Annotated in this window: 12 protein-coding genes; 10 read left to right on the forward strand and 2 right to left on the reverse strand. The window is 58.7% G+C overall.

What is annotated here, in order from left to right:
• Positions 1 to 94 precede the first annotated feature (94 nt).
• From cmoA to DBR30_RS18000, 5 genes are read left to right on the forward strand one after another with little or no spacing between them, the layout of a single operon-like run.
• Positions 95 to 841 carry a carboxy-S-adenosyl-L-methionine synthase CmoA gene (gene cmoA / locus DBR30_RS17980; RefSeq protein ID WP_108541295.1) on the forward strand — a complete coding sequence of 249 codons (747 nt, stop codon included), beginning with the start codon at positions 95 to 97 and terminating at the stop codon, positions 839 to 841.
• The gene (gene cmoB, locus DBR30_RS17985) at positions 838 to 1815 is read left to right on the forward strand and encodes a tRNA 5-methoxyuridine(34)/uridine 5-oxyacetic acid(34) synthase CmoB (RefSeq protein ID WP_019446645.1); all 978 of its coding nucleotides are present in this window, start codon (positions 838 to 840) and stop codon (positions 1813 to 1815) included. Before cmoA ends, cmoB begins: the two co-directional genes overlap by 4 nt.
• A 52-nt stretch (positions 1816 to 1867) precedes the next feature.
• The gene (locus DBR30_RS17990; protein ID WP_258224492.1) at positions 1868 to 2656 is read left to right on the forward strand and encodes an ATP-dependent zinc protease family protein; all 789 of its coding nucleotides are present in this window, start codon (positions 1868 to 1870) and stop codon (positions 2654 to 2656) included.
• A gap of 3 nt (positions 2657 to 2659) precedes the next feature.
• A complete protein-coding gene (locus tag DBR30_RS17995) occupies positions 2660 to 4198 on the forward strand; it encodes an inactive transglutaminase family protein (RefSeq protein ID WP_005337699.1) in 1539 nt (512 codons plus the stop codon).
• Between the two features lie 3 nt (positions 4199 to 4201).
• Positions 4202 to 5167, forward strand: a complete 966-nt coding sequence (locus DBR30_RS18000; RefSeq protein ID WP_005353164.1) for an alpha-L-glutamate ligase-like protein — start codon at positions 4202 to 4204, stop codon at positions 5165 to 5167.
• 256 nt (positions 5168 to 5423) lie between these two features.
• Here the strand turns inward: DBR30_RS18000 and DBR30_RS18005 are convergent, their stop codons facing one another.
• The gene (locus DBR30_RS18005; protein WP_005337701.1) at positions 5424 to 6026 is read right to left on the reverse strand and encodes a peroxiredoxin C; all 603 of its coding nucleotides are present in this window, start codon (positions 6024 to 6026) and stop codon (positions 5424 to 5426) included.
• Between the two features lie 146 nt (positions 6027 to 6172).
• Between DBR30_RS18005 and DBR30_RS18010 the strand changes: the two genes are divergently transcribed.
• From DBR30_RS18010 to DBR30_RS18020, 3 genes are all read left to right on the forward strand, one after another.
• On the forward strand, positions 6173 to 7081 hold the full coding sequence (locus DBR30_RS18010; protein ID WP_005337702.1) for a hydrogen peroxide-inducible genes activator: 909 nt from the start codon (positions 6173 to 6175) through the stop codon (positions 7079 to 7081).
• 194 nt (positions 7082 to 7275) lie between these two features.
• Positions 7276 to 7725, forward strand: a complete 450-nt coding sequence (locus tag DBR30_RS18015) for a C40 family peptidase (RefSeq protein ID WP_005337703.1) — start codon at positions 7276 to 7278, stop codon at positions 7723 to 7725.
• 311 nt (positions 7726 to 8036) lie between these two features.
• Positions 8037 to 8213, forward strand: a complete 177-nt coding sequence (locus DBR30_RS18020; RefSeq protein WP_005337704.1) for a hypothetical protein — start codon at positions 8037 to 8039, stop codon at positions 8211 to 8213.
• Between the two features lie 162 nt (positions 8214 to 8375).
• Here DBR30_RS18020 and dsdC read toward each other — a convergent pair whose 3' ends face one another.
• Positions 8376 to 9320 (reverse strand): DNA-binding transcriptional regulator DsdC, encoded by a 945-nt coding sequence (gene dsdC, locus DBR30_RS18025; protein WP_108541911.1) that lies wholly within the window; start codon positions 9318 to 9320, stop codon positions 8376 to 8378.
• A gap of 223 nt (positions 9321 to 9543) precedes the next feature.
• On the opposite strand from dsdC, the gene dsdX reads away from it, so the two are divergent.
• On the forward strand, positions 9544 to 10881 hold the full coding sequence (gene dsdX, locus DBR30_RS18030) for a D-serine transporter DsdX (RefSeq protein ID WP_108541910.1): 1338 nt from the start codon (positions 9544 to 9546) through the stop codon (positions 10879 to 10881).
• A gap of 16 nt (positions 10882 to 10897) precedes the next feature.
• Positions 10898 to 12179 (forward strand): D-serine ammonia-lyase (locus DBR30_RS18035; protein ID WP_108588464.1); only part of this gene is annotated, 1282 nt, incomplete at its 3' end.

The following is a 12179-nucleotide window of genomic DNA, read 5'->3' on the forward strand; positions in this document are numbered from 1 at the left end:
TAAACAGGTGATAAATCTACTCTGATGGGTGTCACCCAACGACTCAATTGAACAATACAGCCGGGTGATGTCCCGACTGTCAGGTTGCGCCAGCATGCATACCAAAGATCAAATTTTTGCCGCCCCGATCGCCCGATTGGGTGACTTCTGTTTTGACGAACAGGTCGTCGACGTGTTTCCCGATATGATCCAGCGCTCGGTGCCGGGTTACAGCAACATCATCTCCGCCATCGGCATGATGGCCGCCCGCTACGCCCAACCCGAGAGCCGACTCTATGATCTCGGCTGCTCACTGGGCGCCGCGACCCAGGCGATGCGTCGCCATGTCAGCCAACCCGGTTGCCGTATCACCGCGGTGGATCTCTCCCATCCGATGATTGAGCGCGCCCGCGCCCACCTCTCCGGTTTCAAAGCCGAGGTGCCGGTGGAGCTGGTGGAGGCGGATATCTGCGACATCGAGATCGAGAACGCCTCCGTGGTGGTACTCAACTTCACTCTGCAGTTTGTCGAGCCAGAGAAACGGGCCGCCCTGATCCAGCGCATTCACGATGGGCTGCGCCCGGGCGGGATCCTGATCCTGAGCGAGAAGTTCCGCTTCGAAGATGAGCCGGTCAACGAGTTGCTTATCGATCTGCATCTCGACTTCAAGCGAGCCAATGGCTACAGCGAGCTGGAGATCAGCCAGAAACGCACCGCCCTTGAGAACGTGATGCGCACCGACAGCCTGCCGGTGCATCAGGCGCGCCTGCGCGACGCCGGTTTCGTCCATCAGGATCTCTGGTTCCAGTGCTTCAACTTCGGCTCCATGATTGCCATCAAATCCAGCGACGCCCAGCCATGATCGACTTTGCCAATTTCTATCAACTGATTGCCAAAAACCGGCTGAGCCACTGGCTGCATACCCTGCCCGCCCAGCTGCACGCCTGGCAACATGACAACCAGCATGGCGACCTGCCGCGCTGGAACCGCGCCCTCAACAAGCTGCCGGTGGTCTCCCCCGGCAACGTCGAGCTGAAAAGCCGGGTCGAGATTGGCTCGGCCGAGAGCCTTGGCGAAGGTGAACGAAAGAAGGTCGAGAGCCTGCTGCGTCACTTCATGCCTTGGCGCAAGGGGCCGTTCACCGTACACGGCATCCACATCGATACCGAGTGGCGCTCTGACTGGAAGTGGGATCGGGTGCTGCCTCATATCAGCCCGCTCGAAGGCCGTTACGTGCTGGATGTGGGTTGCGGCAGCGGCTACCACCTCTGGCGCATGGTGGGTGAAGGGGCCAAGCTGGCGGTCGGCATCGACCCTAGCCCGCTGTTCCTCTGCCAGTTCGAGGCCATTCGCCACTTCGCGGGCAATGATCAGCGCGCCCACCTGTTGCCGCTCGGTATTCAAGAGCTACCTGAGCTGCGTGCTTTTGACACCGTCTTCTCCATGGGGGTGCTCTATCACCGCAAATCCCCCATCGAGCACATCGAGCAGTTGCGCAATCAATTGAAAGATGATGGCGAGCTGGTGCTGGAGACGCTAGTGATTGACGGCGGGGTCAACGACGTGCTGATGCCCACCGACCGTTACGGCAAGATGCGCAACGTCTGGTTTATTCCCTCAAGCCGCGCCCTCAAGCTGTGGGTCGAGCGCTGCGGCTTCACCGACGTGCGGATAGTAGACGAGAATATGACCAGCACCGACGAACAGCGTCGTACCGACTGGATGATTAATGAATCCCTGAGTGACTATCTGGATCCAGACAATCCGGCACTCACGGTAGAAGGACACCCGGCGCCGAAACGTGCCGTACTGATTGCCCGCAAGGCCAAAGACTAGCCGATGGCGATTCAGGAAGTTACACTGACCCAATTCCAGGAAGCACAGTTAAATGAATGACATGAAAAGCAAATTAAAAGGAATGACCCTGCTCTCCCTGCTTAGTCTCGGCGGGTGTGTCAATATGGAAAAAGCGCCTCAGGTCCCTGCTCTGACGCTGGCCGAGCTTCGTAGCGAGCTGAGCCAGAGCGAGCAACGCCTGCAAACATCCATGGAACAGCAACAGAAGCAGTATGTGCAGCAACAGCACCTGCTGGTTCAGCTCAACACAGATGTCACCAATATGAAAGAGTCCGTCAAGCAAGTAGACCACAAGCTCGCCCCCCTCCCCTCCGAGCCGCCCAAGCCGATGGCCATCCCCACCGAGAAGTGTCCGGCCCCCAATCAGGGTCACACCATCGATGGCAAGCTGATGGTCGGTGAAGCCGAGTGGATCTGGGTTGATGCGGCCAACGACGCCTTCCAGGCGCGGGTCGATACCGGTGCGACCACCTCCTCCATCAGTGCGCAGGAGATCACCATTTTCGAGCGCAACGGCAAAAACTGGGTGCGCTTCTTCCTGAGCCATCAGGAAGTGGACGACAAGATCCAGATTGAAGCGCCGCTGGTACGCCATGTACGGGTGCGTCAGGCCTCTGCCGACGATCTGGACCGCCGTCCGGTAGTGCGCCTGGCCGTGCGCATTGGCGACATGACCGAGAAAGCCGAATTTACCCTGAAAGACCGTAGCGACATGACCTTCCCTGTGCTGCTGGGTCGCGAATTTTTGAAAGACATCGCCGTGGTTGATGTGGCCCGCGAATATATCCAACCCAAACCCAAGCTCAAGGATGTGAAATAATCCATGGTTTCCCGTAAGCCGTTCTATTTGCTGGTAGCCCTGCTGTACATTGTCGGCCTGGGGATGACGATCTATCACCATATCGCGTTGGATGTGCCGCTGACGCCCGGTGAAAAGCGCCAGATCTGGTCCATCGAAGCCAAGCTGGAGTTCGAGGCGACCGGTGAGCCGGTGATCGCCTCTCTGGCCATTCCGGGCACCCAGCCCGGTTTCACCCTGATGAACGAGAACGCCGCCAGCCCCGGCTACGGCCTCTCCTTCGTCGAGAAAGATGGTGATGCCCGCGCCGAGTGGTCCATCCGCACCGCCTCCGGCCGTCAGGAGCTCTACTACCGCGTCGACATGATGGCGGATGCCCACGCCAAACCGGCCGCCAATCCGCAGCCGCCTGCCATCGAGAAGCAGATCGAGAGTGAGCCTTATGCCACCGCGATGAAGCAGATCCTCGAGCGGGCACAGGAGCGCTCTGCCGACGGCTACACCTTGACTCGCGAGATCATCAAAGAGATCGAGAAGCAGGAGCAGAACGCCGAGCTGCTGAAAAAGCACAAGAGCCGCGCCAACCTGATCGCCGAGCTGCTCAACAATGCTGACGTCCCCACCCGCGTGGTGCATGCCCTGAATCTGGAAGATGGCCGCCGTCGTCAGGAGCTGGTGGATTACCTGCAGGTATTCAACAGCCCGACCGACTACAAGCTGTTCAACCCGCAAACCGGTGAACAGGGCCGTCCGGCCAACCTGCTGCTGTGGGAATACAACTCCGGCGCCCTGCTGGACGTGACCGGTGGTCACAACTCCCGTGTCAGCTTCTCGATGATCGAACAGGAGCAGCCGGTCAGCGTGGCACTGGCGCAGAAGTTCGAAAAATCAGAGATGATGAACTTCTCCATCCACAGCCTGCCGCTGGAAGAGCAGACCCTGTTCAAGGGCTTGCTGCTGATCCCGATCGGCGTGCTGATGGTGGTGTTCCTGCGGGTTCTGGTGGGGATCAAGACCTCAGGTACCTTTATGCCGGTGTTGATCGCGGTCGCCTTTATCCAGACCTCGCTGGTCACCGGTCTCATCGGCTTCCTGCTGATCGTCGGCACCGGTCTCATCATTCGCTCCTATCTGTCTCGGCTTAACCTGCTGCTGGTCGCCCGAATATCGGCCATCATCATCATGGTTATCTCGATGATCGGTATCTTCTCCGCGTTCGCCTTCAAGCTGGGGCTGACCGACGGCATGAAGATCACCTTCTTCCCGATGATCATCCTCTCCTGGACCATCGAACGGATGTCCATCCTGTGGGAAGAAGAGGGCCCGAAAGAGGTGTTCCGCCAGGGCGGCGGCTCTCTGCTGGTTGCCGTCATCGCCTATCTGGCCATGGATAACGAGCTTATTCGTCACCTCACCTTCAACTTCCTCGGCCTGCAGCTGGTGCTGATGGCGACCGTGCTGTTGATGGGTAACTACACCGGCTACAAGCTGAGCGAATTGAAGCGCTTCAAGCCGCTGGTGGACGAGATGAAATCTGGCGTCACCCCGGGTAAGGACAAGTAACCGATGTGGTTCTGGGAAAAATACACCACCCCGTGGAGCCTGTCCCAATCAGGCATCCTCGGCATGAACAAGCGCAACCACTCCTACATCAGCCGCTACAATCCGCGCAGCCTCTATCCGCTGGTGGATGACAAGCTGCAGACCAAGCAAATTGCGCTGGATGCAGGGGTCACCGTGCCTGAGCTGATCGGTACCATCCGTGCCCAGCACGATGTGGGTCGCATCACCGAGCTGGTAAAAGATTGGCCGGGCTTCTGCATCAAGCCGGCCCGTGGCTCGGGCGGCAAGGGTATCCTGGTGATCCTCCGTCAGGAAGATGGCCTCTTCTACAAGCCCAACGGCAGCGCCTCTACCGGTCAGGATCTGGAGCGCCATGTCTCCAACATTCTGGCGGGGCTCTATTCGCTTGGCGGCAAGCCCGACGTGGCACTGGTGGAAGGCCTCATCAACTTTGATGATGTGTTCGACGGCTACTCCTTCGAAGGGGTACCCGATGCCCGGGTCATCATCTTCAAGGGGTTCCCGGTGATGGCGATGATGCGCCTCTCCACCGCCGCCTCGGACGGCAAGGCAAACCTGCACCAGGGCGCCGTGGGGGTGGGTCTGTGCCTACGTACCGGTCGTGCCCTGCGGGCGGTGCAGTTTGGCAATCCGCTGCGCCACCATCCGGATACCGGCCTCGATCTCTATGAGCTCAAGGTGCCCCACTGGGATACCCTGCTCACCCTGGCCGCCTCCTGCTACGAGATGTCGGGTCTGGGTTATATCGGTACCGATATGGTGCTGGACAAGTTCCGCGGCCCCATGCTGCTGGAGCTCAACGCCCGTCCCGGTCTTGCCATCCAGATCGCCAACGGTCGCGGCCTGGTGCCCAATCTCAAGACTATCGAGAAGCTGGGCCAGGTGAAGATGAACGTGGAGCAGCGGGTCAATTTCGCCAAGGATCACTTCGGGATCTTTGAGGAATAACTTCTTCGCTTGTGAACTGAGCGCGCCTATGGCGCGCTTTTTTTATGGCTCTTGTTTGTCTGTTGGCACATCCCAGCCCCAGCTATCGATCACACTCTTCTCGCCCCTTCGTCCTCGCTATTCCAAGCTGCAGTCAGTGGCGTACTCGTCGTTTCGGAATGAGATGCCGACCCCCGATATATCAGGGGATAGGTAAATCGCAGGTATAAAAAAACCGGCGCCAAGACGCCGGTTCTTCAAGGAGAGTACGACCCGATTACAGGGAGTCAGCGTTCTCGGACAGGTACTTGGCAACGCCGTCCGGAGAGGCTTGCATACCTTTTTTGCCTTTTTCCCACTGAGCCGGGCACACTTCGCCGTGCTCTTCGTGGAATTGCAGGGCATCGACCATGCGCAGCATCTCGTCAATGTTGCGGCCCAGCGGCAGATCGTTGACAACCTGGTGACGAACGACACCGTTCTTGTCGATCAGGAAGGAGCCACGGAACGCCACGCCGGCTTCCGGATGTTCAACGTCATAGGCTTTGCAGATTTCGTGTTTCACGTCGGCGATCAACGGGTACTTGACCTGACCGATACCGCCATCTTCCACTTTGGTGTTGCGCCATGCGTTGTGGGAGAACTGGGAATCGATGGAAACACCGATCACTTCCACGCCACGCTTCTGGAACTCTTCATAACGGTGATCGAAGGCAATCAGCTCGGACGGGCAGACGAAGGTGAAATCGAGCGGGTAGAAGAAGACAACGGCTGCTTTGCCTTTGATGTGGGATGACAGGTTGAATGAATCAACGATCTCGCCATTACCCAGAACAGCTGCGGCGGTAAAATCGGGTGCGGGACGGCCTACCAATACCATATTCAATTCCTCTTTATGTGAAGTGAACAATCCGGTGAGGATTGGGCTACCTAGAGCCAAGTCCATCTAATTCAAGCGACAAACTATAGACCCGGTGGTAGATTAGTTAAATCAAATTAAATAGATAGCATTAATCGGGTTTTTCTATGCAACGTTGGCCCAGCCTCAAACAGCTGCAATATCTGGTCGCTCTCGATGAGCACAAGAACTTCAACCGCGCCGCCAAGGCCTGTCATGTCAGCCAGTCGACCCTGAGTACCGGGATCCAGACGCTGGAGGACATGATGAACCTGCAACTGGTGGAGCGGGACCACAAGAGCTTCATTATGACCCCGGTCGGCATGGAAATCGTCGAGCGAGCTCGCAATTTGCTCTCCGATGCACGGGATCTGATGGAGCTCGGGCAACATCAGGGTGGCGTGATGCAGGGGACGGTACGTCTGGGTTGCATTCCCACCATCGCCCCCTTCCTGCTGAGCAAGCTGCTGAAAGAGTGCAGCAAAACCTATCCTGACCTCGAATTGTTGCTGCGTGAAGACACCACCAGCAATCTGCTCAAGCAGCTGGAACAGGGTCAGCTCGACTTGCTAATCCTCGCCCTGCCCATCGAGATCGGTGGATTTCACTGCAAGACCGTCGGCCAGGATCCGTTCCACATGGTGATGCCCGCCAGCATGGCGGCCGGTCTGCATACCCCGTTCGACTACAAGGAGCTGCCCAACCAGAGCATCTTCCTGCTGGAGCGGGAGCACTGCCTCACCGAGCACGCAGTGAGCGCCTGCCGCCTGCGGGACAAGAGCAAGATCAACCCGTTCGCCGCCACCAGCCTGCACACCTTGGTGCAGATGGTGGAAGCGGGTCTTGGCACCACCTTCCTGCCGCAGATGGCCATCGATGCCGGCATTCTTGCCAACTCCGATCTGGTGGCCATCCCGCTGCCGGGAGAGACCTCCTATCGCGAGATCGGGCTGGTCTGGCGCCCCAGCACCACCCGGGTGCAGACCTTCTACAAGCTGGCCGAGCTGCTTAAACCGCTGATTAGCCACAACGAGTGACAACAAACGCCAGCCCTCGGGTTGGCGTTTTTCAGTTCCCCGCCACATTTTTCCTCTCGGAGACTAGGTCTGGAGCCAGATCCCTGTTTATGATGGAAAAGTTGTCGCGTGCCCTCCTGCCGCCAGAACGATTTGGCAGGATATGGCGTTCGATAAATGTCTCGTTTGGTAGACCCGTCCGTGGAGAGAGCCCGATGTATCGCAAGCTGCTGCTATCCCTGCTGACTCTGCTGCTGGCCGCCTGTTCCAGCACGCCGGAGCCGCCTCCGGCCCCTCGGCAGAGCAGTGCCTTCGATGGCTTCTACCAACAGTGGCGCGGTGTCCCTTACCGCATGGGCGGCGCCAGCCGCGCCGGGCTAGACTGCTCCGCCTTCACCCAGCTCGCCTACAGTCAGGTGCTGGGCTTCAACCTGCCAAGAACCACCGAATCTCAGGCCAGCATTGGCAAACCGGTGGATCGCTACCGGCTGCAACACGGAGATCTGGTCTTCTTCAAAACCGGCTGGCAACAGTACCATGTGGGGGTCTACACAGGTGCCGGCGAGTTTATTCACGCCTCCACCAGCAAGGGAGTGATCCGCTCCCGCCTCGACAACGTCTACTGGAACAGTCGCTACTGGCAGGCACGTCGGGTGACCCAGTAACCGCTCAAACGCCTGCTTGCGGCACAAGTTGCGTGCCGATACTCTCCGTCAATTTCTGTCGCTATGTCGGGACACACAACCCGCGCTTATAACTCAATTGGCCCCAAAGCCTGCATATCACACCATTTTGTGATAAGGTGGTGGCCAATTTTTAACACTTTCGCCTTTTTCTCATACACTCTCTGTCCTGATTGACAACAAGCGCGGCGATAACAAGCAACGCGCGGCGAAAGTGGAGTGTGGCGCAACACTGCCGGACGGGTGTCCCACAGCTGCAGTATCAAGGGTTAAATAGATAAGGAGATCGTGCAATGAAACAGTATCAAAGCTGGCTGGGGCAATACCTGATGAGTCGCCGTGACGGTGACCACGCCATGGCATGCGAGATGGCGAGTTCCATCTGCGAGTTCTGGCAGCAGCAGGGTGATGAAAACGAACTGGACAAGTGGCAGCAGATTTATCAGAACCATCTGGAAAAGACCACCTGATCCCGACCGTTGCCTTGCTGTCAGCCATCCGGTGTTGGCAGCAAGGCGACTCGCTACCATCAGCTGACCCCTCTCCCCCTATTTTCCCGCCATGTTAAACCGCTACCTTCGTTAACTCGCACTCTACGCCTTCATGTCGCTTTCTTGCGCGCCAGCCTCTGTTCATTCCATCTCGGCAGCCATCCCCTGCGCCCAGTCGATAAAAGCCTGGATCTTGGGACACTCCCGGTTGGGCAGGGTCGCCATGTAATAACGCTGCTCGCACTTGACCGCCAAGCCGGGGAAAGGGGCCACCAGCTCGTTGCGCGCCAGCCGCTTGCTCACCAGATTCTTGCGCCCCATGGCGATCCCGGCGTGATTCATGGCAGCGATGATGGCGAGATCCGAGCGATCAAAGCCCATGCTCAGCTGGCATGCTTCGAGGCTGACCTCGGCATGGCGAGCCCAGCAGCTCCACTCGTCGGTGTCCGAGTCAAATCCCCACGCCTGCCGATCATGGAGCAGACGGCACCGGGACAAGCTGGCGGGATTGCCGATGAGCCCGTGCAGCTCGGCATATTCCGGGCTGCAGACCGGCAGCATGAACTCATCCATCAGCGGGTGGATGGCAAGCCGCTCCGGGCTCTTCTCATCGAAATAGAGGGTCAAATCGATGCCATAACCATGCAGGTTGATGTTCTCGTTGCCGGTGATGATATTGAGCTCGATCTGCGGATGCAGGCGGGAGAAATCAGCCAACCTGGGCACCAGCCAGCACTGGGCGATGGAGGGACGCGAATAGATGGTCAGGGTACCGGAGAGCTCCTGATTCTTGATCTCCAGGATCTCCTGATTGATGAACTCCAGCGAAGATTTGAGCGCCCAGAACACCCGCTGCCCATCCGCCGTCAATATCACTTTGCGGTGAAAACGCTCAAAGAGCTTGAAGCCCAGCTCCTCTTCCAGCGCGCTGATCCGGTGACTCACGGCACTGGGACTCAGCGACAATTCATCAGCAGCCATGGCAAAGGATCCGTGGCGGGCGGCCGCCTCGAAGGTGTGCAGCTTGGCCAGCTGGTAGCCGCTCAGCAGCTTGTTGCGCGATATGTAATTATCCCCGTTATACATTCATCCCCCTCTTCGCAATGGCCACCGATGATACACCCACAGGCCACCTTCAGGATGAAACCAAAAGACCCAAAGAGTGTGATTTCGATAAATTGTGACCAATGCAGCGCCTTTGCATCATCTCAGATCACCCAAGTGGTCGATTTCATCATTTGTCAGCCTCGCCTCATTTTCATTCAATAAGCGCATAAACAATCACACACAACAGATGTCGAGGCGCAGTATGAGTTCAGAGGTATGGGTCATCGCTACCTTGCTAAGTAGCATCGTTCTTATCGTGGTCACCATAGTGAAGGGCAAGGTGCATCCTTTCCTTGCCCTGCTGCTGGCAAGCTTCTATGTCGGCACCCTGATGGGGATGAACCCGGTCAACATGGTCAATGCCATGGAAGCGGGCATTGGTGGCACCCTCGGTTTTCTCGCCGCCGTCATTGGTCTTGGCACCATACTCGGCAAGATGATGGAGGTGTCTGGGGCTGCAGAGCGCATCGGCCTCGCCCTGCAGAGATGCCGCTGGCTTTCGCCTCAGGTCATCATGGTACTGGTCGGTCTGGTGTGCGGCATCACCCTGTTTGTCGAAGTCGGGGTGGTGCTGCTGATCCCGCTGGCCTTCTCCATCGCCCGCAAGACCAACACCTCGCTGCTCAAGCTGGCCATTCCGCTCTGCACCGCCCTGATGGCCGTGCACTGCATAGTGCCGCCGCACCCGGCAGCCCTCTACGTCACCAATCAGCTGGGGGCTGACGTCGGCTCGGTCATCGTCTATGGCCTCGCGGTCGGCCTCTTTGCCTCGCTGGTGGGCGGCCCCCTGTTCCTCAAACTGCTGGGCAACCGGCTCCCGTTCAAGGAGGTGCCCGCTGCCTTTGCCGACATTAAGGCGCGCGATGAAGCAACTCTCCCGACTTTAGGCGCCTCACTCTCCACCGTGCTGCTGCCCATCCTGCTGATGCTGGCCAAGACGGTCGCCGAGCTCAACATGGATCACGCCAGCCACCTCTACACCGTGCTGGAGTTTATCGGCAACCCCATCACCGCCATGTTTATCGCCGCCTTCACCGCCTACTACGTGCTGGGGAGCCGCCAGCAGATGAAGATGGAAGGACTGCTCAACAAGACCGAGGAGTGCTTCTCATCCATCGCCAATATCCTGCTCATCATCGGTGCGGGCGGCGCCTTCAACGGGGTGCTCAAGGCAAGCGGCCTGGGCGATAGCCTGGCCATCATCCTCTCCCAGCTGGATATGCACCCGATTCTGCTGGCCTGGCTGGTGGCTATCGTGCTGCACGCCGCCGTGGGCTCCGCCACCGTTGCCATGATGGGCGCCACCGCTATCGTCTCCCCCATCATGGTGCACTACCCGGATATCAGCCCGGAGATCATGACCCTGGCCATCGGCTCCGGCGCCATTGGTTGCACCATGGTGACCGACTCCCTGTTCTGGCTGGTCAAGCAGTATTGCGGCGCCACCCTGAACGAAACGCTCAAGTACTACACCACCGCCACCTTTGTCGCCTCCCTGATGGCGCTGGCCGGTACCTTCTTGCTCTCCTTTATCGTGTAACAAGACCGAGAACACTATGAAAAACATCGACGTCCAACAGCTCACAGCGCAATTTCCACTAGTGCAATCCCTGATCGCGCTTGAGCCAGTCACCTGGTTCAACCCCAACACCACCACTCTGGCTGCCGGTCTGCCCTATGTGGGGCTCGATAACAACAATGTGGCGGACGCTTCCGCCCGGCTGGCCCGCTTCGCTCCCTACATGTGCGAAACCTTCCCCGAGACCCGCACCAGCAACGGTATTCTGGAGTCCGAGATCGCCGCTATTCCGGCGATGCAGGCCACGCTCAACCGGCGCTACGGGGTTGAGGTCACCGGTCGACTGCTGCTGAAAAAAGACAGTCATCTGCCCATCTCCGGCTCCATCAAGGCGCGAGGCGGGATCTACGAGGTGCTGACTCACGCCGAACAGTTGGCGATCAAGGCTGGTCTGCTGCGGGAAGAGGATGACTACCGCAAACTGTTCAGCGACGAGTTTCGCCAGTTCTTCAGCCAGTACAGCATCGCAGTGGGGTCCACTGGCAACCTTGGCATGTCCATCGGCATCATGAGCGCCAAGCTGGGCTTTACCGTCACCGTCCACATGTCAGCCGATGCGCGGGAGTGGAAGAAGCGCAAGCTGCGTGAACACGGCGTCATCGTGGTCGAATATGCCGAAGATTACGGGGTGGCGGTGGAACAGGGACGCAAAGAGGCCGAGCGCGATCCCAACTGCTTCTTTATCGACGACGAGAACTCCCGCACCCTGTTCCTCGGCTACTCGGTTGCGGGCGAGCGGGTGAAAGCACAGTTCGACCAGATGGGCATCAAGGTGGATGCCGACCACCCGCTGTTTGTCTACCTCCCTTGCGGCGTGGGTGGCGGCCCGGGCGGCGTGGCCTTTGGTCTCAAGCTCGCGTTCGGGGATAACGTTCACTGCTTCTTCGCCGAGCCCACTCACTCCCCCTGTATGTTGCTGGGGGTCCACACCGGATTGCACGATGCCATTGCGGTGCAGGATCTGGGCATTGACAACCTCACCGCAGCCGACGGCCTCGCGGTAGGTCGCGCCTCCGGCTTCGTCGGCCGCGCCATGGAGCGGCTGCTCGATGGCTTCTACACCCTGAGCGATCAGGAGATGTATGACCTGTTGGGACTGCTGGCGCGCGATGAACAGATCACACTCGAACCTTCTGCTCTGGCGGGTATGGCCGGCCCGTGGCGGGTGGCAGCCAATCCCGAGTGGCTAACCGGGCGCGGTTGCGATGCCGCAACCATGGCACAGGCCACCCATCTGGTGTGGGCCACCGGCGGTGGCA

Origin of the sequence: Aeromonas sp. HMWF017 (assembly GCF_003061465.1) — a bacterium.
GTDB lineage: Bacteria > Pseudomonadota > Gammaproteobacteria > Enterobacterales > Aeromonadaceae > Aeromonas > Aeromonas veronii.

Excerpts from the sequence above, each read along its gene's own strand:
- cmoA (WP_108541295.1), top strand. The coding sequence starts at position 95 with ATGCATACCAAAGATCAAATTTTTGCCGCCCCGATCGCCCGATTGGGT.
- cmoB (WP_019446645.1), top strand. The coding sequence starts at position 838 with ATGATCGACTTTGCCAATTTCTATCAACTGATTGCCAAAAACCGGCTG.
- DBR30_RS17990 (WP_258224492.1), top strand. The coding sequence starts at position 1,868 with ATGAATGACATGAAAAGCAAATTAAAAGGAATGACCCTGCTCTCCCTG.
- DBR30_RS17995 (WP_005337699.1), top strand. The coding sequence starts at position 2,660 with ATGGTTTCCCGTAAGCCGTTCTATTTGCTGGTAGCCCTGCTGTACATT.
- DBR30_RS18000 (WP_005353164.1), top strand. The coding sequence starts at position 4,202 with ATGTGGTTCTGGGAAAAATACACCACCCCGTGGAGCCTGTCCCAATCA.
- DBR30_RS18005 (WP_005337701.1), bottom strand. The coding sequence starts at position 6,026 with ATGGTATTGGTAGGCCGTCCCGCACCCGATTTTACCGCCGCAGCTGTT.
- DBR30_RS18010 (WP_005337702.1), top strand. The coding sequence starts at position 6,173 with ATGCAACGTTGGCCCAGCCTCAAACAGCTGCAATATCTGGTCGCTCTC.
- DBR30_RS18015 (WP_005337703.1), top strand. The coding sequence starts at position 7,276 with ATGTATCGCAAGCTGCTGCTATCCCTGCTGACTCTGCTGCTGGCCGCC.
- DBR30_RS18020 (WP_005337704.1), top strand. The coding sequence starts at position 8,037 with ATGAAACAGTATCAAAGCTGGCTGGGGCAATACCTGATGAGTCGCCGT.
- dsdC (WP_108541911.1), bottom strand. The coding sequence starts at position 9,320 with ATGTATAACGGGGATAATTACATATCGCGCAACAAGCTGCTGAGCGGC.
- dsdX (WP_108541910.1), top strand. The coding sequence starts at position 9,544 with ATGAGTTCAGAGGTATGGGTCATCGCTACCTTGCTAAGTAGCATCGTT.